20 protein-coding genes, 4 tRNA genes and 1 pseudogene are annotated in these 23,289 nt (G+C 63.5%); 15 read left to right on the top strand and 10 right to left on the bottom strand.

The genetic code is table 11. The features are described 5' to 3' along the window. Positions 1–257 (top strand): hypothetical protein (locus tag AWB79_RS39515; protein ID WP_157695786.1); only part of this gene is annotated, 257 nt, incomplete at its 5' end. A gap of 125 nt (positions 258–382) precedes the next feature. On the opposite strand, the gene efp is transcribed toward AWB79_RS39515, so the two are convergent. Together efp and earP are read right to left on the bottom strand one after the other, a co-directional pair. Next, positions 383–940, bottom strand: a complete 558-nt coding sequence (efp, locus tag AWB79_RS15340; protein ID WP_061168263.1) for an elongation factor P — start codon at positions 938–940, stop codon at positions 383–385. A gap of 230 nt (positions 941–1,170) precedes the next feature. Next, complete coding sequence (earP, locus tag AWB79_RS15335) at positions 1,171–2,337, bottom strand: elongation factor P maturation arginine rhamnosyltransferase EarP (protein ID WP_061168262.1); 1,167 nt, start codon at positions 2,335–2,337, stop codon at positions 1,171–1,173. A gap of 116 nt (positions 2,338–2,453) precedes the next feature. Between earP and uvrC the strand changes: the two genes are divergently transcribed. The 6 genes from uvrC to AWB79_RS15305 all read left to right on the top strand — a co-directional run bounded on the left by uvrC (position 2,454) and on the right by AWB79_RS15305 (position 6,485). After that, positions 2,454–4,595: an excinuclease ABC subunit UvrC gene (gene uvrC / locus AWB79_RS15330; protein WP_061168261.1), complete on the top strand. Its 2,142-nt coding sequence runs from the start codon at positions 2,454–2,456 to the stop codon at positions 4,593–4,595. A 111-nt stretch (positions 4,596–4,706) separates the two neighbouring features. Continuing rightward, complete coding sequence (gene pgsA, locus AWB79_RS15325; RefSeq protein WP_061168260.1) at positions 4,707–5,303, top strand: CDP-diacylglycerol--glycerol-3-phosphate 3-phosphatidyltransferase; 597 nt, start codon at positions 4,707–4,709, stop codon at positions 5,301–5,303. Positions 5,304–5,485: 182 nt separating this feature from the next. Continuing rightward, positions 5,486–5,561, top strand: a tRNA-Gly gene (locus tag AWB79_RS15320). A gap of 81 nt (positions 5,562–5,642) precedes the next feature. Continuing rightward, positions 5,643–5,718: transfer RNA gene (locus AWB79_RS15315), tRNA-Gly, on the top strand. A 76-nt stretch (positions 5,719–5,794) separates the two neighbouring features. Then, positions 5,795–5,868: transfer RNA gene (locus tag AWB79_RS15310), tRNA-Cys, on the top strand. 116 nt (positions 5,869–5,984) lie between these two features. Continuing rightward, positions 5,985–6,485 carry a GNAT family N-acetyltransferase gene (locus AWB79_RS15305; RefSeq protein ID WP_061168259.1) on the top strand — a complete coding sequence of 167 codons (501 nt, stop codon included), beginning with the start codon at positions 5,985–5,987 and terminating at the stop codon, positions 6,483–6,485. On the opposite strand, the gene AWB79_RS15300 is transcribed toward AWB79_RS15305, so the two are convergent. Beyond that, positions 6,480–7,364, bottom strand: a complete 885-nt coding sequence (locus tag AWB79_RS15300) for a cytochrome c oxidase assembly protein (RefSeq protein ID WP_061168258.1) — start codon at positions 7,362–7,364, stop codon at positions 6,480–6,482. The two genes, AWB79_RS15305 and AWB79_RS15300, sit on opposite strands and share 6 nt — an antisense overlap. Before the next feature lie 2 nt (positions 7,365–7,366). Beyond that, entirely contained in the window at positions 7,367–8,008 is a 642-nt protein-coding gene (locus AWB79_RS15295) for an SCO family protein (RefSeq protein WP_061168257.1), read from the bottom strand. Between the two features lie 280 nt (positions 8,009–8,288). Here AWB79_RS15295 and otsB point away from each other — a divergent pair, with 280 nt between their 5' ends. Then, entirely contained in the window at positions 8,289–9,041 is a 753-nt protein-coding gene (gene otsB, locus AWB79_RS15290; RefSeq protein ID WP_061168256.1) for a trehalose-phosphatase, read from the top strand. Then, complete coding sequence (otsA, locus tag AWB79_RS15285; RefSeq protein WP_061168255.1) at positions 9,041–10,423, top strand: alpha,alpha-trehalose-phosphate synthase (UDP-forming); 1,383 nt, start codon at positions 9,041–9,043, stop codon at positions 10,421–10,423. The genes otsB and otsA overlap by 1 nt, the downstream gene beginning before the upstream one ends. A gap of 248 nt (positions 10,424–10,671) precedes the next feature. Here the strand turns inward: otsA and AWB79_RS38895 are convergent. Continuing rightward, positions 10,672–11,305 (bottom strand): annotated as a pseudogene (locus tag AWB79_RS38895) (IS110 family RNA-guided transposase). Positions 11,306–11,429: 124 nt separating this feature from the next. After that, positions 11,430–13,253 carry an ABC transporter ATP-binding protein gene (locus tag AWB79_RS15270; protein ID WP_061168252.1) on the bottom strand — a complete coding sequence of 608 codons (1,824 nt, stop codon included), beginning with the start codon at positions 13,251–13,253 and terminating at the stop codon, positions 11,430–11,432. An 811-nt stretch (positions 13,254–14,064) separates the two neighbouring features. Between AWB79_RS15270 and AWB79_RS15265 the strand changes: the two genes are divergently transcribed. The 3 genes from AWB79_RS15265 to AWB79_RS15255 all read left to right on the top strand — a co-directional run bounded on the left by AWB79_RS15265 (position 14,065) and on the right by AWB79_RS15255 (position 16,738). Then, complete coding sequence (locus tag AWB79_RS15265; RefSeq protein WP_061168251.1) at positions 14,065–15,129, top strand: glycosyltransferase family 4 protein; 1,065 nt, start codon at positions 14,065–14,067, stop codon at positions 15,127–15,129. A 221-nt stretch (positions 15,130–15,350) separates the two neighbouring features. Then, positions 15,351–16,181: a hypothetical protein gene (locus AWB79_RS15260; protein ID WP_061168250.1), complete on the top strand. Its 831-nt coding sequence runs from the start codon at positions 15,351–15,353 to the stop codon at positions 16,179–16,181. A gap of 74 nt (positions 16,182–16,255) precedes the next feature. Continuing rightward, the gene (locus AWB79_RS15255; protein ID WP_061168249.1) at positions 16,256–16,738 is read left to right on the top strand and encodes a DUF2214 family protein; all 483 of its coding nucleotides are present in this window, start codon (positions 16,256–16,258) and stop codon (positions 16,736–16,738) included. Between the two features lie 102 nt (positions 16,739–16,840). On the opposite strand, the gene AWB79_RS15250 is transcribed toward AWB79_RS15255, so the two are convergent. The 4 genes from AWB79_RS15250 to AWB79_RS15235 form a co-directional block, all read right to left on the bottom strand. Further along, a tRNA-Val gene (locus AWB79_RS15250) sits at positions 16,841–16,915 on the bottom strand. Between the two features lie 69 nt (positions 16,916–16,984). Continuing rightward, positions 16,985–17,722, bottom strand: coding sequence for a DNA polymerase III subunit epsilon (gene dnaQ / locus AWB79_RS15245; RefSeq protein ID WP_061168248.1), 738 nt, complete (start codon positions 17,720–17,722; stop codon positions 16,985–16,987). Between the two features lie 18 nt (positions 17,723–17,740). Continuing rightward, positions 17,741–18,202 carry a ribonuclease HI gene (gene rnhA / locus AWB79_RS15240; RefSeq protein ID WP_061168247.1) on the bottom strand — a complete coding sequence of 154 codons (462 nt, stop codon included), beginning with the start codon at positions 18,200–18,202 and terminating at the stop codon, positions 17,741–17,743. Continuing rightward, positions 18,202–19,035: a class I SAM-dependent methyltransferase gene (locus AWB79_RS15235; protein WP_061168246.1), complete on the bottom strand. Its 834-nt coding sequence runs from the start codon at positions 19,033–19,035 to the stop codon at positions 18,202–18,204. Before AWB79_RS15235 ends, rnhA begins: the two co-directional genes overlap by 1 nt. A 27-nt stretch (positions 19,036–19,062) precedes the next feature. Here AWB79_RS15235 and gloB point away from each other — a divergent pair, with 27 nt between their 5' ends. The 3 genes from gloB (at position 19,063) to carA (ending at position 23,280) form a co-directional block, all read left to right on the top strand. Then, on the top strand, positions 19,063–19,896 hold the full coding sequence (gene gloB / locus AWB79_RS15230; protein WP_061168245.1) for a hydroxyacylglutathione hydrolase: 834 nt from the start codon (positions 19,063–19,065) through the stop codon (positions 19,894–19,896). 162 nt (positions 19,897–20,058) lie between these two features. Next, positions 20,059–21,714, top strand: coding sequence for a transglycosylase SLT domain-containing protein (locus AWB79_RS15225; protein WP_061168244.1), 1,656 nt, complete (start codon positions 20,059–20,061; stop codon positions 21,712–21,714). Between the two features lie 423 nt (positions 21,715–22,137). Then, on the top strand, positions 22,138–23,280 hold the full coding sequence (carA, locus tag AWB79_RS15220; RefSeq protein WP_061168243.1) for a glutamine-hydrolyzing carbamoyl-phosphate synthase small subunit: 1,143 nt from the start codon (positions 22,138–22,140) through the stop codon (positions 23,278–23,280). Positions 23,281–23,289 lie beyond the last annotated feature (9 nt).

The raw sequence follows: 23,289 nt of genomic DNA, 5'->3' as shown, positions 1-23,289 counted from the left end.
GCGGCGGATGCTGGCGCCGTGTCAGCCGACTTGCAACCGCCGATGAACGCCAGCACCGGGCACGCGAGCGCCGCGACGAACAGAAGCCGGATCCGGTTGTAAGGCGTGGTTCGCATGTCGTTTCTGAAATCCTGATCTGGCTGATCGAGCAGAAAGCGTGCCACGCAGTTAATTTTTCCGATGTCAGCGTGCCGCATGGGGCGAAGGCCGGTTTCTGCGTCGATGCCGGTTCGAAGGAAAAGGGGTGCGAGCGGTAAAGTTTGCCTGAAATTGTCAAAAAATTCATGCAAAAGAAAAAAGCGCCCGCGAAGGGGCGCTTTTCTTGTGATGCCGGACGGTGACTCGCACCGCCCGCACCGCCCGGCTTTCGCCGACGTTGCGCTTACGCGCGGCTGCGATATTCGTTCGTGCGGGTGTCGATTTCGATCTTGTCGCCGATATTGCAGAAGAGCGGCACTTGCAGTTCGAAGCCGGTGTTCAGCTTGGCGGTCTTGAGCACCTTGCCCGAAGACGTGTCGCCCTTGACGGCCGGTTCCGTGTAGACGATCTCGCGGACCAGCGTGGTCGGCAATTCGACCGAAATGGCCTTCTCGTTGTAGAACACGACTTCGCAAGCCATGCCGTCTTCGAGGTAATTGAGCGCGTCGCCCATCATTTCGGCTTCGACTTCGTACTGGTTGTAGTCGGCGTCCATGAACACATACATCGGGTCGGCGAAGTACGAGTACGTCACTTCCTTGCGCTCGAGCACGACCACGTCGAACTTGTCGTCCGCCTTGTAGACGGTTTCCATGCCGGCCGCGGTCAGCAGGTTCTTGAACTTCATCTTGACGACCGCTGCGTTGCGGCCCGACTTGTTGTACTCGGCGCGCTGCACGACCATGGCATCGTTGCCGATCATGACGACGTTGCCGACGCGGAGTTCTTGTGCGGTCTTCATAAAACTGGGTCCTGTACGAATGGATTTGGCCTGAAGGCCTGGATTGAATCGACGACGGCGACGCTGACGCGGATTTTCCGGCTGCCCGCCGTGCGGAATTGTGTCCCTGGCGCGAACGCGTAAGAGCGTGATGCCGCGACCTGCTTCCTTGGATAACCGCTTATTTTAACTGAGTTTTTGCTTATTTGGCGAGTCGGATGGTGCGGCGCGAAGGGCGCATCGGCGTGATTTCAGCGCGCCATGCGCGCCGCGACGTGCGCGGCCAGATTGCTCGCGAGATCGCCGACGTCGGCCAATTCTTCCGACCAGCGCACCGCGCGCGCGGTCAAAGCCTGCCGATGAGCCCAGAAATCTGTCCAGTCGGGCGCGCCCGCGCCGTTCCACGCGTGCCAGAAGCGCGTGACCGCGCCGCGCGCCGGAGCGTCGAGCGTGCGCGTGTAGTGGTCGAGCGCGGCGTCGAGCTTGGGGACGTGGGCGTCGTCCGCTTGCGGATAGATGTGCCAGACGACCGGCTTCTGGGCCCATTGCGCGCGCACGAAGGAGTCCTCGCCGCGTACGAAGTTGATGTCGGCTGCCCATAAAAGCTCGTCGAAGCGCGGCTGCTCGACGAAGCCGAGTGCGTGCGCTTCCAGCGCTCCCGCACGCGCCGATGCCCCCGCCGCGAACGCCGGCAACCCGAAAAACCGCGCGAGCGCGCCGGAAATGCGTCCTTCGGGCACGAGCAGCGTGATCGGAGCGTCGCAGTCGCGCCATTGGGCGAGCAGGGCGTCGACCGCGGGGTTTTCGTAAGCGAACAGCGACACGACCGTTCGCCCGTCGTCCGGCCGCTCGATGCCCACGCGCTCGCGCCACCACGCGGAAACGTCGAAGCGTTCGCGGCGCGTGTCGAGATCGCGCTCCTTGAGCACGCCGCCCGTGCCCGCGCCGAGTCCCGGAAAGAAAAAGCTCTTCTCCAGCGGATAACGCGGATGCGGCGACGGCCGCATGTGGAAATCCGCGACCCAGTCCTCGCCGCTCAGATATTCGAGGTTGATCCACACCGGCCTCGGATCGCGGCGCGCCATCGCGGCGATATACGCGTGCGGCAACTCGCACGCGAACGCCTCGATCACGACATCCGCGATGGCAAGCGTCTCGCCCGCGTGATGCGGCTCGCGCCAGTGTTCGATCTCGATACCGTGCGCCTCCTGCCGCGCGAGGGACGTATCGACCTCGGGGCAGAGTGTGTGAAACGCCTTCAGATCGTCGACGAAAAGGCGCACGCGCCAGCCGTGCTCGGCGCGCAATTGCCGCGCGAGCCGCCAGCACACGCCGATGTCGCCGAAGTTGTCGACCACCGCGCAGAAGATGTCGCAGGCGAGTTCCGGGGCTTTCGTGGCGTCGGGATGCGTAGTCATGGGGACCAAGGCGCGCGGCGTAATGTTCTAAACTGGCGATTCTAAAGATACCGACCGCGGCCCGCCGCATGCTTGCATGCGCGTACCGTCCCCGCCTACTCGCGTTGATTCGCTGCATGACTGATTCCGCCGCACACGAACCCGATCGCACGCCCGATCCCGAACCGGATTTCGACCCGAAGAAGACGCTTGCGCAATTGCCGCATCTGCCCGGCGTCTACCGCTATTACGACCGTGACGGCAACGTGCTCTACGTCGGCAAGGCGCGCAACCTGAAGAAGCGCGTGTCGAGCTACTTCACGAAGACGCTGCATTCGCCGCGCATCGCGATGATGGTCACGCGCATCCGCAAGATCGAGACGACCGTCACGCGCTCGGAAGCGGAAGCGCTGCTGCTCGAAAACAATCTGATCAAGGCGCTCGCGCCGCGCTACAACATCCTGTTTCGCGACGACAAGTCGTATCCGTTCCTGAAGCTCACCGGGCACAAGTTTCCGCGCATGGCGTATTACCGGGGCGCGGTGGACAAGAAGAACCAGTACTTCGGCCCGTTCCCGAGCGCGTGGGCAGTGCGCGAGAGCATCCAGATCCTGCAGCGCGTGTTCCAGTTGCGCACGTGTGAGGATTCCGTGTTCAACAACCGCACGCGGCCTTGTCTGCTGCATCAGATCGGACGTTGCACCGCGCCTTGCACGAGGCTGATCAACGAAGAGGATTACGCGCGCGACGTGTCGAACGCGTCGCGCTTTCTGCTCGGCCGGCAGGGCGAAGTGATGAAGGAGCTCGAACAGAAGATGCACGCGTTCGCCGCCGATCTGAAGTTCGAGCAGGCGGCGGCGGTGCGCAATCAGATGAGTTCGCTCTCGACCGTGCTGCATCAGCAGGCGATCGAAGTGGGCGGCGAGAGCGACGTCGATATCCTCGCGGTCGTCGCGCTTGGCGGCAAGGTCTGCGTGAATCTCGCGATGGTGCGCGGCGGCCGGCATCTCGGCGACAAGGCGTATTTCCCGACGCACGTCGAAAGCGCGATGGCGCTGGACGACGAGGACGATCTGCCCGAAGTCGCCGATATCTCCGACCTCGACGCGAGCACGCCGTCCGACGGCGAAGCGATCGTGCAGGCAGCCGAGCACGGCGCGCGCGCCACGGAGATTCCCGTCGAAGAGATCGCGATGTCCGAAGCCGAAGCCGAACCCGAAGCCCGCGAAGGCGCGCTCGAATCCGAAGTCCTCGAAGCGTTCATGGCGCAGCATTACATCGGCAACCGCGTGCCGCCGGTGCTGGTCGTGAGTCACGCGCCGTCGAGCCGCCAGCTCGTCGATCTGCTGATCGAGCAGGCCGGGCACAAGGTCACGCTGCTGCGTCAGCCGCAAGGCCAGAAACGCGTATGGCTTTCGATGGCCGAGCAGAACGCGAAGCTCGCGCTCGCGCGGCTCCTGTCGGAGCAGGGCTCGCAGCAGGCGCGCACGCGCTCGCTCGCCGACACGCTTTCCATGGAGATGGACGATCTCGCTCAATTGCGCATCGAGTGCTTCGACATCAGCCATACGATGGGCGAGGCGACGCAGGCATCCTGCGTGGTCTATCACCATCACAAAATGCAGTCGGGCGAATATCGCCGCTACAACATCAACGGCATCACGCCCGGCGACGACTACGCCGCGATGCGCCAGGTCCTCACGCGCCGTTACGAGAAAATGGTCGCGCAGGCCGCGGCGAACGCCAACGACGAAGCCACGACCCTGCAACCCGATGACGCCGCCGATTCCAACATCACGCCCGACGCCGCCGAGCCGGTCGCGGCGGGGGGCACGCTGCCGAACATCGTGCTGATCGATGGCGGCAAGGGTCAGGTCGAGATCGCGCGCCAGGTTTTTTCGGAGCTCGGGCTCGATCACGGCATGCTGGTCGGCGTCGCGAAGGGAGAAGGGCGCAAGGTCGGGCTGGAAACGCTCGTGTTCGCGGACGGGCGCGGCGCGCTGGAACTCGGCAAGGAAAGCGCGGCGCTGATGCTGGTCGCGCAGATCCGCGACGAGGCGCACCGTTTCGCGATCACCGGCATGCGCGCGAAGCGCGCGAAGGCGCGCCAGACCTCGCGGCTCGAAGAACTGGAAGGCGTCGGCGCGAAGCGGCGGCAACGTCTGCTATCGCGCTTCGGTGGATTGCGCGGCGTGCAGGCGGCGAGCGTCGAGGATCTGGCGAGCGTCGAAGGCATATCGCTTGCACTAGCGCAGCAGATTTATCGTCAGTTGCATTGATTCCGCTGGCCGGCTCGCGAGCCGCCCCGGCCCCGACGTCGCCTTGTGAGCGCCGGACCGACGCGGCACAATGGCGGCTCCCTTACATGTCGCTCTTTTCGCGTATCGCCCATGCCGTTCAATTTACCGATCTTCCTGACGTGGCTGCGAATCGTGCTGATTCCGCTCGTCGTGGGCGTGTTCTATCTGCCGGACATGATGATGAGCCCGGAGCACAGGAATCTGCTCGGCATGGTCATCTTCGTGCTCGCCGCACTCACCGATTGGTTCGACGGTTTCCTCGCGCGCAAGCTCAACCAGACCTCGGCGTTCGGCGCGTTCCTCGATCCGGTCGCCGACAAGCTGATGGTCACCGCCGCGCTGCTCGTGCTGGTGCAGCTGTCGAGACTGAACGCGGTGATCGCGCTCGTGATCGTCGGGCGCGAGATCACCATTTCCGCGCTGCGCGAATGGATGGCGCAGATCGGCGCATCGAAGAGCGTCGCGGTGAATCAGCTCGGCAAGTTCAAGACCGTGTGTCAGATGGTCGCCATTCCGATGCTGCTGTTCTACGGCCCGCTCAAGATCACCGGCACGCAATGGGTGATCGACACGCGCGTGTGGGGCCTGTGGCTCATCGATGTGGCGGCGGTCCTCACGGTCTGGTCGATGCTCTACTACATGAAGCTCGCATGGCCGCAGATTCGCGAGCGCGGCGGCATGCTGTAAAGGCTGCGGAAGGTGCTGAACCGGGCACGAAAAGGGCGTATCGCGAAAAAATGCGTCGAAGAGAAAAATTCCTCTCACAAAACAGTTGACAGCCTTCTTTAGCTTCTACATAATCTCGTTTCTCTGATGCGCGGCGCGACGCAAACAGCGAAGCGAAGGCAAAAGAGTTCGGTAGTAAAAATGCGGGAGTAGCTCAGTTGGTAGAGCGCAACCTTGCCAAGGTTGAGGTCGCGAGTTCGAGCCTCGTCTCCCGCTCCAGATTTAAAAGTTTTCGATATTCCCCGCGCTGAATCATCGAGCGCGTATCGGAAACTGGCAGTAGCAGCGTCGCAGGATAATGCGGGAGTAGCTCAGTTGGTAGAGCGCAACCTTGCCAAGGTTGAGGTCGCGAGTTCGAGACTCGTCTCCCGCTCCAGTCAAAGGGGAAGCCAGGCTTCCCTTTTTGTTTGGTGAATGAGCCGGCATCATGACCGGCAGCCGGAACCGCATACGGCGCGGTAGCAAAGCGGTTATGCAGCGGCCTGCAAAGCCGTTTAGACCGGTTCGACTCCGGTCCGCGCCTCCACTCGAAAAGCCCTGATCCGTCAGGGCTTTTTCTTTTTCCGGCATGCCTTTCGGGTACGACATTCGCGTCCCTTCGCCACACGGCATAATCTCGGAAACCTTCAGCATCCGATTCCCATGACCGACCGACTTTCCCAACTCGAATGGCGCTGGAAGCGCTTCGACGATCTCACGACCACCGAGGTCTACGACATGCTCGCCGCGCGCAGCGCCGTGTTCGTCGTCGAGCAGAACTGCGTGTATGGCGATATCGACGGGCTCGATATCGATGCGTGGCATCTGTTCGCCTACGGTGAAGCCGAGGAGGGCAAGCGTGCCGCGCTGGCGGGTTATCTGCGCGTGCTGTTGCCGGGTCATCCCGACGAGAGCGAGAAGGACGTTCGCATCGGCCGCGTGCTGACGACCGCGAAATTCCGCGGCCTCAAGCTCGGCAACGCGATGCTCGCGCGCGCGCTCGAGCACATCCTGAAGCAATGGCCCGCCGAGCCGATCAGCCTGCACGCGCAGGCGCATCTGCAGGGCTTCTACGGCGCGTTCGGGTTCGTGCCGTCGTCGGGCGTGCACGACGAGGACGGCATTCCGCACGTATGGATGCGCCGTCCCGGTTTCGACTCATGAAGCAGTCGATGCGGGCGTCTTCGCGTCCGTGACCGGCGCGCCCGCTCCGGGTTCGCGCTCCTTTCTCAGGCGCGAGCGCGCCGACAGCCGCAGCCAGTGACGCAGCGCGATCAGCGCGCCGATCACGCTCATCATCGATCCCGGAATCCACAGCAGCAGACCGCCGACCTGCTGGTCGCGCATCGGCGTGATCCATGTGAACGCGCGGCCGCAGATCGAATAGATCGGATACAGCTCGTGCGGCGTAAAGAAGATGTACGCGCCCAGGATGATCTGCGGCGGAATCGCGGCGATCACGACGAGAATCCGCCTGCCGGGCGCGAGCCGCGCGGGCGGCGCCGGACGCGGATCCAGCACGAGCCACCAGAACAGCAGCCCGTCGATCACCATGCTCCAGTTCATCACGCGATAGAGCCGGTAATCGAGCATCGCCTTGAAGTGGATCGGCGAGAGCAGCCAGAAGTAGATCAGCCCGACGAATAGCGTGACCGCGATCACCGGATTGAAGACGATATCGAAGAACACGCGCGCGACTTTGGTCTGCGTCGCCGGGCGCACCCAGCGCTGGCGCCACGCGAACGGAATGCCCGCGCGCAGCGCCGCGCCCGGGTACGACAGCGCGATCAGGAACGGTCCCAGATGATGCAGCACGAGATGCTGCAGCCGATGCATGAAGAACTCGTGCTCGAAGAAGTAATCGAGGCGCGTATGCAGCGCGACATAGAGCGCGACGAGACCGATCCAGAACGATAGGCGGCGCGGGACCGACACACGCGCATGCCGCGCGCCGCGCGCGAACAGCACCGCCGCGAGCAGTACGCAGATCACGACCGTCGGCGACGGCTCCCACGGATCGAGCCAGTACAGAAGCGTGCTCATCGTCACGCGTCCTTCGCGTGGATCACGCGCTTCAGGTCCGCTGCGATGGCCTCGACCGAATCGTGGTCCGTGGCCAGCAGGCGCGCGTGTCCGGCCGCATCGAAGATATAGACGGCGGAGCTGTGCGTCACTTCGTAGGCGCCGGACGGATCGCGCTTTTCCATCTGATACGCGACGCGATAGCGTTGCGCGACCGTCTCGATCGCGCGCTCGGTGCCCGTCAGGCCGACGGCGTGTTTGTCGTCGAACGCGCGCACATAGGAGCGAAGCAGCGCGGGCGTGTCGCGCGCCGGATCGACCGAGATGAACACAATGCGCGTCCGGTCCGCATCGGCGCCCACGCGCTGCAGGACTTGCATGAGGCGCGCCATCGTTTCAGGGCAGACGTCGGGGCAATGCGTGTAGCCGAAGTAGACCAGCGTGGTCCGGCCCTCGAACGAGTGTCCGGTGACGGGCGCGCCGCTATCGTCGATGAGCGAGAAGTCCAGGTCCGGCAGATGGCCCGAGACATCGGTCAGATGCCACGGCTCGGACGGCTTCGCGCAGGCGGCGAGCGCACAGCAGAGCGAGAGCAGGGCGGTGCGGCGGGTCCATCGATGGAGCTGGAACCGCAAGATAGGTGAGGAAAGGAACGAAGCGTGCATCGGAAAAATTCGAACGCCGCGCGGCGCGGCATTGCTTTTGACTGCGGAAAGGTCGAAATCATCTCAAAATACACGCCTTAGGCGGCGCAGTAAGCGCATCATCTCGCTATTGCGGCGCCTTCGAGACGATTTGCCGCACTTGCGCAAGCGCCCCGAAAGGCGATTCAACACGCGCGTAAGCCGCGCGCCTTTCAAGATCGAAAGAGCCCGCGCGGTAAGATGCGCAATCCTCGTGCGCGCCACGTCACAGAAAACCAGGCAATCCACAGGCCCAAGATCGATGCAAATTCTTCCCGATTCCCTGTCTCTTGCCGAGACCGCTTTCTTCTTCGATTTCGACGGCACGCTCGTCGAACTCGCCTCCACACCGGACGGCATTTTCGTGCCGCGCTCGGTGCCCGATATCCTCGCTGCGCTCAGGCGCGCGACCAACGGCGCGGTCGCGGTCGTGTCAGGGCGCGGCATCGACAACATCGATTCGTTCCTGCAAATGCCCGATCTGCCGGTCGCGGGCATGCATGGCGCCGAGCGGCGCGATTCGAATGGCGACGTACAGCGCATCGGTTTCAACGACGAGCGGCTGCTGCGCATGGAGCACGCGCTCGAGAAGGTCGTCAATTCGCATCCGGGCATGCTGCTCGAAATCAAGGGCGCGGCGCTCGCGCTGCATTACCGCAACGCGTCCGACCGCGAGCCGGTGGCGCGCGCGGCCACCCAGAAACTCGTCGCCGAATATGCCGACGCCTACGTGCTGCAGCCCGGCAAGATGGTCTACGAAATCAAGCCGAAGGATGTCGACAAGGGCCGCGCGGTGCGCGCGTACATGAGCGAGCCGCCGTTCACGGGCCGAAAGCCAGTGTTTATCGGCGACGATCTGACCGACGAGAAAGGCTTCGCGGTGGTCAACGAGTTCGATGGCCTTTCCGTCAAGATCGGCTCGGGCGATACGGTCGCGCGGGCGCGCATCGAATCGGTCGAGCTGCTGCTCGACTGGCTTCAGGTGATCGCGGGCACGGCGGGGAAGTACGCGTAATGGGTCGGCTGATCATCGTTTCGAATCGCGTCGCGCCGATTTCCGAAGGCGGCCCGGCGGCAGGCGGCCTCGCGGTCGGCGTCTACGACGCGCTGAAGGAAACCGGCGGCATGTGGTTCGGCTGGAGCGGCGACGTGCTCTCGTCCGAGCCCGACGGCATCAAGCTCGAAGAGCACGGTCCCGTGACCTTTGCGACCATCGGACTCGTGCGACGCGATTACGACCAATACTACCGCGGTTTTTCCAACGCGACGCTCTGGCCCGCGTTCCACTATCGGCCGGATCTGATCGAGTTCGATCGCCACGAATACGACGGCTATTGCCGCGTGAACCGCTGGCTGGCCGCGCAACTGGCGCCGCTGCTCAGGCCCGACGACGTCATCTGGGTGCACGACTATCACCTGATTCCGTTCGCGCAGGCCTTGCGCAAGCTCGGCGTCGGGAATCGCATCGGCTTCTTTTTGCACATTCCGTTTCCCGCTTCGCAGATTCTGCTTGCCGTGCCGCGCCATCGTGAACTGGTGGAAGCGCTCTGCGCGTTCGATCTGCTCGGTTTTCAGACGGAGCCCGATCTGCGCGCGTTCTGCGAGTACATCGAAACCGAAGCGGGCGGCGCGCTGCATCGCGACGGCGCGAAGCCGGTCGAAGTGCGCGCGTTCGGCCGGACGATGCGCGCGGCGGCGTACCCGATCGGCGTCTATCCCGACGAAATCGCCGCGCTCGCCAAGGATGGCGAAAGCGGGCGCGACGTGGAGATCGTCAAGTCGACGCTGCATCATCGCAAACTCGTGATGAGCGTCGACCGGCTGGATTATTCGAAGGGGCTGGTCGAACGTTTCCGTGCGTTCGAGCGGCTGATCGAGCACGATCCGCAGCAGCGCAACAACGTGTCGTTCCTGCAGATCGCGCCGCCGACCCGCACCGATGTCGACGCGTATCGCGACATTCGCCTGCAGCTCGAGGGGGAGTCGGGGCGCATCAACGGCCGTCATGCGGAGCTGGACTGGACGCCGATCCGCTATATCCATCGGCAGTACGAGCGGCCGGTGCTGGCGGCGCTGTTCCGCGAGGCGCACGTGGGCCTCGTCACGCCGTTGCGCGACGGCATGAATCTGGTCGCGAAGGAATATGTGTCGGCGCAGAATCCGGAAGATCCCGGCGTGCTGGTGCTGTCGCAGTTCGCGGGCGCGGCGCGGGAGCTGACGGCCGCGCTGATCGTCAATCCGCTCGATATCGACGGCATGGCCGACGCGCTCGCCGCCGCGCTCGCGATGCCGCTCGCAGAACGCAAGGCGCGCTATGACGAGATGATGCAGCAGCTCCGGGAGAACAACGTCTCCGTGTGGCGCGACAACTTCATGCGGGACCTGAAGGCGCAATGAAAATGTATGGTTAGCCTGATCTCTGCAACCTCGATCTGTGACCTAAGATAAAAGGGCTTGCGCAAATGTATCCGGGCTCGAAATGGGCGCGGATCAGAGCGCCCGGCCCTCGATGAGAAGCCGCGCCCAGTTGTCCTCAAAAAAGCCTCAGTCTGCAAGACTGGATTTCATGTCAGGTTTTCAACTGGGCAGTGAGCCGTTTATCTTCATCACAGGTCAGTGGTCGCAAAAGCAGGCAGGAAAGTTGTTCAAGCGATAGCCGGTTGCGCCCGGTACTCGCCACCCTTGGCCAGAATCGCCCAAACGATTCTGGCCATTTTGTTGGCCAGTGCGCAGGCAACCACGTTGCTGTGACGGCGTCGCAGCAGAGCTTGTAGCCAGCGCCCGAGCGCATCTGTTCTCCGCTCGGCGTAACGCATCACCGCACGCGCTCCTTGCACCAGCAGGCTGCGCAACTGCTTGTTGCCGCGCTTGGATATCCCTAGAAGGGTCGCTCGGCCTCCGGTCGAATGCTGGCGAGGAACCAGACCGAGGGATGCGGCGAAGTCACGGCCACATTTGAACGCGCGCGCGTCGCCAGCCATGGCCAGCAAGCTGCTGGCGGTGATCGGGCCGATTCCCGGAATCGTGAGCAGGCGCTGGCCGGCTTCATCTTCCAACGTCTGCTGCTTGATTTGTGTCTCAAGCTCGACGAGTTCCCAACCAATGCGCGCCAGCACAAGCTTCCATCGCCAACACGGCCACGGGACAGGTGGCCAAATACGCATAGAGCTGCTTGCGCGTCATCTTCTTGCGCCAAACCTGCGCGCCGCGTGCGTCCTGCGCATGTACGAAGAAACGGTGCTTGCCCAGGTCGATGCCGATAAGCGTAGCGTTCGCCATGATGGCCTCCCAGAAAAGGAAATGGCCCGATTAGCGTAAGCCGATCGGGCCATTTCGGTCAGGCTGACCATCTCATTAAAGCCGCGTATCTGTTCCGATACGCGGCTTTTTAACGCTCGGGGCTTCACGCCGGCTGCTTGTGCGGCGTCGCGACCAGCGACGGCACCTTGCCGTGCTGTTTCGCAAGCAGCTCGCGATACAGCCCCGGCCGGTCGCGCAATTCCTGCGGCGAGCCGTCGTCGATGACCTTGCCCGCGCTCATCACGATGATGCGGTCGAAGTTCTGCAGCGTCGACAGGCGGTGCGCGATCGCGATCACCGTGCGGCCGACCATCAGCCGGTCGAGCGCCTGCTGGATCGCTTCTTCCGATGCGCTGTCGAGCGCCGACGTGGCTTCGTCGAGCAGCAGGATCGGCGCGTTCTTGAGAATTGCCCGCGCGATCGCGATGCGCTGACGCTGGCCGCCCGACAGCTTCACGCCGCGGTCGCCGACGATCGTGTCGAAACCTTCCGGCATCGCCTCGATGAAGTCCGTGCAACGCGCCTCGCGGGCGGCGGCGAACACTTCCTCGCGGCTCGCTTCCGGCCGGCCATAGGCGATGTTCTCGAACACCGTGCGATGGAACAGCGAAATATCCTGCGGCACCAGTGCGATCGCGTGGCGCAGGCTGTCCTGCGTGATCGCGCCGATATCCTGGCCGTCGATCTTGATGCTGCCCTTTTGCGTTTCGTAGAAGCGTTGCAGCAGCGCCAGCACGGTAGATTTGCCCGCGCCCGACTTGCCGATCAGACCGACGCGCTGGCCCGGCTCGATATGAATATGGAAGTTGTCGAGAATCGGGCGGCGGCGCGGGTACGCGAACGTGACACCGTCGAAATCGACGCGCCCGCCTTGCGGCACGAGTTCGGTCGCATCCGACCGGTCCGGCATGCCGTGTGGCTCCAGCAGCGTCTGCACGGCTTCGGCGAGACGCGCGACGTGTTGCGTTACGTCCACCAGCGCGACCGCCAAATCGCGCGTGCCGTGCAGGATCGTGAAGCCGAGCGAGCTGACGAGCACGATATCGCCGGACGTCGCCCGGCCCTGCGACCACAACCACAGCGCCCAGCCGAGCAGGCCGGCGGAGAGGATTGCCGTGATGACGGCGTGCAGCAGACGCAGTTTTTCGAGGTACAGCAGACTTTGCTGACGCGCGACCATTTCGGCCTTGACGGTCGAGCCGAAGCGCTTTTGCTCGCGGAAGGTCATGCCGAACGCACGCACGAGCGACATGTTGCCGATCACGTCGACGAGTTCGCCATCCACCGACGCCGCTTTCGACGCGAACGCGTGGTGCCGGGCCGAGCCGCGCTTGGCCAGGCGGTACAGGATCAGCGCGAGGGCCAGCGAGCAGAACATCAGGCCGGCCGCCATCAGCGGATTCACCGAAACGATCATGACGATCGCGCCCAGCACCGCGATGCACGGCGGCAGAACGTTCCATGCCATCACGTTTTCGGAGGTGTAGATCGCGTTCGAGGTCGCGGTGATCCGGCTCGCCAGCATGCCGGGCTGTTTCTCGGAGAAGTAGGTCGGCGAATGGCCGGACAGATACGAGAACAGGTCCTTACGCAAGTCGCCGGTGACGATCACGAACACATGCGCGCCGACCCAGCCGCCGACCCGCCAGAGCAGGTTGTCGGCGGCGATCAGCCCGACCAGGATCATGAACGCGCCCCACAGCGGACCAGGATGGCCGCGGCCCTGTCCGAGCACGTCGATCAGATGCTTGATCGCGTATTGCGAAGCGAGGGCGCAGCCGACCGCTGCGAAAACGCTGAAAAGGACGATGGCATGCGCGACGGGATGCCGGCGGATGTAACGCATCAGGAACGCGAGCGGCCGATGCGCGTAGCTCGAAAGCTTCGCGTTGTGCGCGTTACGCTGGGAGACGGTGAGTTGGTCCAATGGTCTTTTTTGGTCGTAGAGCGGTTGAGCGTGTGTTGCGTCTGCTGCGGTGCGTCTGCGCCCGATCCGGCGCGACTGACGTCAAGCGAGGCGACGCTGCGCCGTCTCCATCACTGAATTGTAGCCAGTATCCGGCAGGGCAACGCGTCTTCGGACAATCGGTGTCCGGCGCGTGCAACCTTCCGGACATCATCTGCGGCCTACGGCATGGGCGCGCATTGTAAGCATATTGCGCAACTTTTTGCGTTAAAACGCCAGCCAGCGCTGGCCGCCGCCGCAACTGGCGCGACCCGCGGCAGCGATGTCAAAAGCATGCGCCGCGCCAGGCTTCAGAATGCGCGCATCGGGAAGAACGGTTCGCGTGTTTCAGCGCGTAGCGCGCCACCCGCGCATTGCTGGGCCCGTGAACCAATGTAGAACAACGTTAATAAACAGGGGCTTGCAAAGTGTTTCCCCTTTGTAACAAGGTAAATAAGTTGAAATGACTGCCAGCGCCCGCCTGTAAAAAGCTCCATAATCCGCTCCGGGTTTGCCCCTAGGTCATCGACAGGTTTTTGCAAGTTGCCGTCAACCTCTTTATGCGACGCGCGTTAATTGCTGGCGCACGGCGATTTTGAGATATGGAACCGCACTTGCTTGATCGGATTGCCTGCGCGGAAAACCGGTGAATAGCGACCTTGCTTTCACTCGAGCATCAGCCTTTGCGCCGCGGTCAACGTGCCGCGGAAAGCTTCGCCCGAGCCGAGCGATTCGCTTCCAACGTCAACATGACTGCAGTACTTGCCTGATCTTTCATTAGGAGTTTCACGACATGCGAATCGCTCAAATCGCGCCCCTCCACGAGGCTGTTCCGCCGAAGCTGTATGGCGGGACGGAACGCGTGGTGTCTTATCTGACCGAGGCACTCGTGGATGCCGGACACGATGTCACGCTCTTCGCGAGCGGTGATTCGCAGACGTCGGCGAAGCTCGAAGCGTTCTGGCCGCAGGCATTGCGCCTCGACCCGACCATCCGTGACACGATGGCGCCGCATATGCTGCTGCTCGAGGAAGTCCGCCGCCGCGCCGACGAGTTCGACGTGCTGCACTTCCACATCGACTATTACCCGTTTTCGCTGTTCGCGCGCCAGCCGGTGCCGTTCCTGACGACCATGCACGGCCGTCTCGACCTGCCCGAACTGCAGCCGATCTTCAACACGTTCAACGACGTGCCGGTCATCTCGATCTCCGACAACCAGCGTCAGCCGCTGTCGCAGGCCAACTGGCTCTCGACGGTCTATCACGGCCTGCCGGAAAACCTGCTCAAGCCGATCCCGAACGTGAAGCCCGGTTACCTCGCGTTCCTCGGCCGCATCTCGCCGGAAAAGCGTGTCGATCGCGCGATCCGTATCGCTCAGGCCGCGGGCATGAAGATCAAGATCGCCGCGAAGCTCGACAAGGCGGACCGCGCGTACTACGAAGAGGAAATCAAGCCGCTGTTCGCGCTGCCGCACGTCGAGTACATCGGTGAAATCAGCGAGGCGGAAAAGACCGAGTTCCTCGGCAACGCGCACGCGCTGCTGTTCCCGATCGACTGGCCGGAGCCCTTCGGTCTGGTGATGATCGAGGCGATGGCCTGCGGCACGCCGGTGATCGCGTTCAACCGCGGTTCGGTGCCTGAAGTCATCGAAAACGGCGTGTCGGGCTTCGTTGTCGAAGACGAACTCAGCGCGATCGCCGCCGTGAAGCGCCTCGACACGCTGCCGCGCGAGAAGGTCCGCGCCGCGTTCGAAAAGCGCTTCTCGTCGAAGGTGATGGCCGCCAACTACGTGCGCGTCTACGAAGAAATGCTGCACGCGAAGCGCCGCACGGTGCTGCGCGAAGTCAACGCGAGCTAAGCAGTAAGTATTGCCGCCGCCGGCGGCATCCGCTGCAAAACAACGCCCCGCGCGCCTCAAGGCGCGCGGGGCGTTGTCGTAATAGCACACTCGGGCATGCTTTGGAGCGCCAGACCGCGCAGCGGGTTTGAAACCTCTGACGAGATCCGTAATCTCCCTATAATGACCGGGCTTCGCGATATGCGGAGCGGCATGAATCGATTGTGGACAGGAGCGTTTCCTTGGCAAGACCCAAGCAAATCAGCGCGAGCCCGGCGCCCGGCGCCGGTACGGTGTTCGCGCTGCGGGCCATTGGACTGGTGCTCGCGGCGCGCTGGGTATTTTCGATGTCGCAGATGGGCTATCTGTCCTCGCTGCGCGCGATGACGTCGTCGCCTTGGGCTTGCCTGAATCTCGTCCTGATCTTCCTGCTGATCGTGTTGCCGGGCGCGAAGGCGCGCATGGAGCGGCCGCTGCATCCGCTGCCGCAGTGGTTGCGGCAGTCGCTGCGCCTGCTCGCGCTGGTGACCTTCGGCTTCGCGATGTTCTCCGTCGGCGCATTCGTCTGGGCTTCGGGCTGGCGCCATTTCATGCAGGCGCTCGCCGAAACCAACGGCTGGCTTGTCGTCGGTCCGGCCCTGTATGCGGTCGTCATGTGGATCTGCCGGCCGCGCGCGCTCTGGCGCACCAATATCGCGGCGCGGCGCTTCGCGATCGGCCGCTATGCGATCTCGCTCGATCCCGTCATGCGCACGGCGGTCGTCTGGGCCGAGAGCCGCAAGCTCGGCCAGTACGATGCGCGCGAACTGTCCGTGAAATGGCCAGCACCGACGCCGGATTCGAGCGCGGCCACGAGCATGCTCGCTCCTGCTACGGAACCCTTCGTCCCGCCGGTTCGTGCGAGCGGCGCGGCCCGGCGCGGATTGTTCGCCCGTCGTCCGAAAGTTGAATTGCTTTGGGACTCACCCGCCGCGGCGGGGCACAATCGCACCACCGTGTTCCGCACCCCGCTTGCAAGCGAAGGCGACCGCAGCGCGGCGCGGGCGCTCGACGCCGCTTTGCGTCAGGTCTGATCGGCTGCGAATCGTCCGCTCTGGTAAGCCGAAGTTGCCGTACACGTCGTTCCTGTCGCTCAAGGGAGGAAAGGATGCTGATACGTTGGTTGCTGGCCGCGCTTCATCTTCTTGGTTTCGGTTTCGCGCTCGGCTCCGTGCTGGCGCGGGCACGTGCATTGCGCCGGCTCGACGCCTCGCAGTCCGTGCAGGCGAACGATCTGCGTCTGCGCGATGTATTCCGTTCCGATTCCGTATGGGGCATCACGGCGATCGTGCTGATCGTGACGGGCGTCATGCGGGCGTTCGGCGGATTCGAGAAGGGCAGCGCCTACTATCTGCATGAGCCGCTGTTCCATTTGAAGATCACGGCGCTGGTCGTGATCCTGCTGATCGAAGTCTCACCGATGCTCGCGCTGATCCGCTGGCGTATCGCGGTCGCGCAGGGCGGCGCGATCGATCTGACGCGCGCCAGGCGGTTCGCGTGGATGAGCGATCTGGAAGCCGGACTCGTGATGGTGATGGTGATCGCCGCGAGCGGGATGGCGCGGGGCGTGTGGGCGACTCAGGTGCTTTGACGCGCGCGCATGGCGAGGAATTGAGCCGAAATGAAAAAAGCCCAAGTCGCGAGACTTGGGCTTTTTTATCTTCGGTGCTTGTCTTTACCAACACCAGAATTCTGGTGGGTAGTACTGGGATCGAACCAGTGACCCCTGCCGTGTGAAGGCAGTGCTCTACCGCTGAGCTAACCACCCGAAGAGAGATGAGATTATGTCAGGCGTTTCGCGTTTCGTAAAGAGCCCCTTAACGAAAATCTGAAAAAATCATGCCGGGACGGCATCGCCTTCAGCGGGAGCTGGCTCGGTGCGCCATACGCTCGTGCCTTTGATGGATTTGTCGAGATCAGTCAGCACGGCTTCGTGCGCTGCCTGCTCTTCCGCACTCGCGACGATCACGAGCAGATCGAGGTCGTCGAACGCCACGCGCGAGGTCGAGACCGAGCCCGCCTCCGGCTGATCGCCGAGCATGTCGATGACGAGGCTTTCCTGGCCGCGCGTCATCGCGAGATAGACCTCCGCGAGCAGTTCCGAGTCGAGCAATGCGCCGTGCAAGGTGCGATGCGCGTTGCTGATGCCGAAACGGTCGCACAGCGCGTCGAGCGAATTGCGCTTGCCGGGGAACATCTGCTTGGCCTGCGCGAGCGAGTCGATCACGCCGGCGCACATCTCCGTCACCTTCGGCAGCCCGAGCAGCGCGAACTCGGTGTCGAGAAAGCCGACGTCGAACGGCGCGTTGTGGATGATCAGCTCCGCGCCGGTGATGAAGTCGCGCAGTTGCGCGGCAATTTCCGCGAACTTTGGCTTGTCGCTCAGGAACTCGGTAGTCAGGCCGTGCACGGCCAGCGCACCGGGATCGCTGTCGCGCTCCGGGTTCACGTAGAGGTGCAGGTTGTTGCCGGTCAGCCGGCGATTGATCAGTTCGACGCAGCCGATTTCGATGATCCGGTCGCCCGTCCTCGCGTTCAGGCCGGTGGTTTCGGTGTCCAGTATCAGTTGGCGCATAACAAGGCGTTTGTTCGGTTAACTTTCCGCGAGCGAGGTCACGCCGCGGTTGGCGAGCGCATCGGCGCGTTCGTTTTCGGGATGGCCGGCATGGCCCTTGACCCAGCGCCATTCGATCTCATGCTGCGCGACGAGACCGTCGAGGCGTTTCCAGAGATCGGCGTTCTTGACGGGCGTCTTCGCGGCCGTCATCCAGTTCTTTTTCTTCCAGCCGTGGATCCACTCGCTGATGCCTTTCTGCACATACTGCGAATCGGTGTGGATCACGGCGCGGCACGGACGTTTGAGCGCTTCGAGCGCGGCGATCACGGCCATCAGCTCCATGCGGTTGTTCGTGGTCGCGGGCTCGCCGCCGAACAGTTCCTTTTCCAGCGCGCCGAAGCGGAGCAGGGCGCCCCAGCCGCCGGGGCCGGGATTGCCTTTGCAGGCGCCGTCCGTGTAGATGTCGATTACGTTATTCGAAGCGAATTCTTGAGTCATCAATGCTCGTTGCGGGTTTCGTTGCGCGTGTGCGGGGCGGCGACCGGGGCGAGGCCCGGCGCGAGCGCGGGTTTTTTCAGCTTGCGCGGGCCGATGAGATGCATGCCGCGCATGCGCTTCACCGCCGTGATCATGTACGCCGCGCCGAAGATAGGCCACCAGCGGTCGCCGGCTGCTTCCATGAATTGATAGCGTTGCAGCCACTTGTCCGTGACGAGCGGCGGACGATAGCAGCCGAAGCGCCCGCGTTCAAGGTCGAAACCGAGCAGCTTGATCCAGTCCTTTATTCGCGTGAAGGCGATCATTTCGTGCGCCGACGGCACGAACGGGCGTCCAGCCACCTTGCCGAGCGATTGCCGCGCGCCCCACAGGCTCAGCGAATTGAAGCCGAGGATGATCAACTGGCCCTCCGGCAGCAGCACGCGCTCGGCCTCGCGCAGCAGCCGATGCGGGTCTGGAGAAAATTCGAGCGTGTGCGGCAGCACGAGCAGATCGACGCTCTGCGCTTCGAAGGGGAGATCCAGCAGGTCGCACCACACCGTGCTGCGTCCGTCCGGGGCGCTCGCGGCGGGCAGCGCACTGACGCCCGGCGTCGCGGCGCGCGGCGGCGTGTAGGGGGCGCTTGATGCGCTGTTCGCGTCGAGTACGAGCGCGCGGCCGGTCATGCGGTTCTCGCGCAGCGCGTCGAGTTGCGGCATGCCGAGTTGCAGCGCGTGGTAGCCGAAGATGTCGGACACCACGCGATCGAGCTGTGCCTGCTCCCAGTCGAGCACGTAGCGCCCAGGCGCTGAACTCGTCCAGGTGGGCCAGTCTATAATCGGTCGGTCAGACATGGTCGGATTGCCGCATGGAAGATCGCTATGAATTCGCTTGCCAATGATTTGCCTGTTCGTGATGCGCTCGAATACGTGCCGGTTCCGGCGTTCGAGGACAACTACATCTGGCTCGTGTCGGATTCCCGCGACGCGGTCGTGGTGGATCCGGGCGACGCCGCGCCCGTCGAGGCGTATCTCGCGAAACGCGGTTGGCGGCTGACCGCTATTTTACTCACGCACCACCATCAGGACCACGTCGGCGGCGTGAAAGCGCTCCTCGACAACCGAGCGGCAGAGGGTGGCATTCCCGTCTACGGCCCGGCCGGCGAGCGTATCGAGCATCTGACCGAGCGCTTGTCGGGCGGCGATTCGGTGCGAATCGAGCATCCGGCGATGTCGCTGTCCGTGATCGACGTACCTGGCCATACGGCCGGTCATATCGCTTACTTTCAGGCGGCGGACCGGAGCGGCACGCCACATCTGTTCTGCGGCGACACGCTCTTCGCGAGTGGCTGCGGCCGGCTCTTCGAGGGTACGGCTGCGCAAATGCTCAGTTCGCTCGATGCGCTCGCCGCGCTGCCCGAGAACACGCAAGTGCACTGCGCGCACGAGTACACGCTGTCGAACATCCGCTTCGCGCGCGCGGTCGAGCCGGGCAACGACGCCTTGCAGCGCTGGAACGACGACGCGCAAGCGCTTCGCGCCGCCGGCAAGCCGACCTTGCCGACCACCATCGGCCATGAAAAGGCGGTGAATCCGTTCCTGCGATCTGACGTTCCGGCGGTTCAGGCGACGCTTTCGTCACAATTCGGCGCGCCGATTTCGGACCGCCTCGAAGCGTTTCGAATGATGCGCGGCTGGAAGGATAAGTTCCGTTAACCCAAGCGATTTTGTGGCCAACTTAATCTGAAACGTTGGAAACGGCGTTAGATCGCGGATTTTGCAGGGGTTTTGCGTGCATTCTTATTGACGTCTTAAGTGTGGTTCCGTACCATCGGCTGCAAATTTCCAAGCATTATCTTTTGGAAGCCGAGACGTTCCATGCGACTACTTCTTAGTGCGCTGTCCGTCCTGATGCTAGCCGCTTGCGCGAGCCAGGGACCGACAGCGTCTGATCCAATTTCAGCTTTACCCGCCAGCGCCACTCAGCAGCAGAAGCAACAAGCCGCCGACACCATTCGCCGCACTGCAGCAGCCAAGGAAACCATCGACGTCGACAAGACGCCGGTCACGTCGCTCGCCGGCTCGTCCGACCTGTGGAGCCGTATTCGCGGAGGCTTCCAGATTCCCGACCTGCAAAGCGATCTCGTCGACATGCAGGTCAACTGGTATGCGCAGCGCCCGGACTACGTCGAGCGCATGACTACGCGCTCGCAAAAGTACCTGTATCACATCGTCGAGGAACTGGAGCAGCGCCACATGCCGACCGAGCTGGCGCTTCTGCCATTCATCGAGTCGGCCTACAGTCCGCAGGCGCTGTCCGTCGCGAAGGCTGCGGGCATGTGGCAATTCATGCCGGGCACTGGCCGCGATTACAACCTCAAGCAGAACATGTGGCAGGACGAGCGCCGCGACGTGCTCGCGTCCACCAGCGCCGCGCTCGACTACCTTTCGCGCCTGCACGACATGTTCGGCGACTGGCACCTGGCGCTCGCCGCGTACAACTGGGGCGAGGGCAACGTGCAGCGCGCGATCGCGCGCAACGAGGCGGCGGGCTTGCCGACCGACTACGAAAGCCTGCGCATGCCCAACGAGACGCGTAACTACGTGCCCAAGCTGCAGGCGGTCAAGAACATCGTCAGCAACCCGCAGATGTATGGGCTGGCGCTGCCGGACATTCCGAACCATCCGTATTTCGTGACGGTCACGACCGCGCGCGACATCGACGTGACGATGGCCGCGAAGCTCGCCGGCATGAGCGTGGAGGAATTCCGTTCGCTGAATCCGTCGTTCTCGAAGCCGGTGATTCTCGGCGCGACCAATCCGCAGATTCTGCTGCCGTTCGACAACGCGGCTTCGTTCCAGCGCAACCTGTCTTCGTATTCGGGCGCGCTGTCGTCGTGGACTACGTACACGGTGACTGAGCGGGCGCGTCCGGCGGCGATCGCGGAGAAGATCGGGGTCGACGCGGACACGCTGATGTCGGTCAACCGCATTCCGGCGGGCATGCGACTGAAGCCCGGTTCGACGATCGTCGTGCCGCGCACGGACGACGACGACGAAGACATCAGCGCCGATGTCGCCGCAAACGCCATGCTCGCCGTCGAGCGCGACGTACCCGATACGCGGCGGCTCGTGATCCGCGTGCGCCGCAAGCAGGCGGTGAGCACGCTGGCGGATCGCTACAACGTCTCGGTGGCGCAGGTGCACGCCTGGAATCGTTCGCGTGGCGAGATGGTCATGCCGGGGCAGGTCGTCGTGTTGCACGTGCCGTTCGGTCGACCCGTGCCGGCCGAGCCGGGGCCGGTGCGCGTCGAGACCGTGGCGGCGTCGAGCCGTTCGCCCGGCGGGGTGTCGAAAATCGGCACGCGCGTGCCGGACACGAAGTCGTCGCGCGGCGGCAAGGCGCCTGCACAATCTTCGGGGAAGGTGACGAAGGTAGCGGCGTCGACGGCGTCGCATACCGGCAAGCCTGCGGCCGCAGCCAAAACTGCGAAGCCGGCTGCCGCCAGTACGAAGAGCAGCAAGAAGAAGTAGGGCGAGAGTAGCTTGCCCGTGCACGATCAAACGCCGTCACCCGCAGTGACGGCGTTTTGCACTTTGTCGAGCTGAAATGGCGACCTCGCGGCCAACCTTCTGACAAGCGGACCCGTCCCAAATCTGGTGGATGTGACATTTTTACGCTATAATTCGAAGGTTTGAGCATATCAACCCGCACCCTAGCGCCTACCCCCACACACCGTCGTTCGCTGCGCTTGCACTGCGCGCCGCACGAGGCCGTCCGTCCGCTCCGAGTCCCCCGCTTGCTTCGCGCAAGTGAGCCGGTCCGAGCCGCGATGCGCGCTTCGCGAGCCGCCGCCGTCACTGCGAAGGAAACCCGCGTTCTTCGAGCGACGGGAGGCCAAGCCTGAATTTCGGACAGACAGGTCGGTAACAGGGTGTCCCCCCAAGGAGCCTTCCGTGTTGCCGTCATTTTCCCCCGCACTTCTCGCACTTGCCGACGGCACGGTCTTTCGTGGTCAATCGATCGGCGCGTCCGGTTCGACGATCGGCGAAGTGGTGTTCAACACCGCCATCACCGGTTATCAGGAAATCCTGACCGATCCGAGCTATGCCCGCCAGATCGTCACGCTGACCTACCCGCATATCGGCAACTACGGCGTGAACGCCGAAGACGTCGAAGCCACCAAAGTCCATGCCGCCGGCCTCATCATTCGCGATCTGCCGGTCCTCGCATCCAATTTCCGTTCCGAGCAGTCGCTCTCCGATTACCTGAAGGCGCAAGGCGTCGTCGCGATCGCGGGCATCGACACGCGCAAGCTCACGCGCATTCTTCGCGAGAAGGGTGCGCAGAACGGCTGCATTCTCGGCGGCAGCGATGACGAAGCGAAGGCGCTCGGCCTCGCGCGCTCGTTCCCGGGCCTCGCGGGCATGGACCTCGCGAAGGTCGTGTCAACCGAGAAGTCCTACGAGTGGACGCAAACCGAATGGCGTCTCGGCAGCGGCTACGGCGAGCAGGAAAAGCCGAAATTCCGCGTCGTCGCGTTCGATTACGGTGTGAAGTTCAACATCCTGCGCATGCTGGCCGAGCGCGGTTGTCATGTCACCGTGCTGCCCGCGCAGGCCACCGCCGCGGAGGCGCTCGCGCTCAATCCGGACGGCATCTTCCTGTCGAACGGTCCCGGCGACCCGGAACCGTGCGACTACGCGATCGCCGCGACCAAAGAATTCATCGAGCGCGGCATTCCGACGTTCGGCATCTGCCTCGGGCATCAGATCATGGGCCTCGCGCTCGGCGCGAAGACGGTCAAGATGAAGACCGGTCACCACGGCGCGAACCATCCGGTGAAGGATCTCGAAGATGGCCGCGTGGTCATCACGTCGCAGAATCACGGCTTCGCGGTCGATGCGGCGACACTGCCCGCCAACGCGAAGGTCACGCACGTCTCGCTCTTCGACGGCACGCTGCAAGGCTTCGCGCTGACCGACAAGCCCGCGTTCTGCTTCCAGGGCCACCCGGAAGCGTCGCCCGGCCCGCACGACATCGCGTATCTGTTCGACCGCTTCATCAAGCTGATGGAGTCGGCGAAGGTCGCCGCTTAAAGAAAGTCA

This window comes from Caballeronia hypogeia (assembly GCF_001544875.2).
Taxonomy (GTDB): Bacteria; Pseudomonadota; Gammaproteobacteria; order Burkholderiales; family Burkholderiaceae; genus Caballeronia; species Caballeronia hypogeia.
The sequence above is the reverse complement of the archived record's forward strand: the minus strand, read 5'-3'. Positions and strand labels throughout refer to the sequence as shown.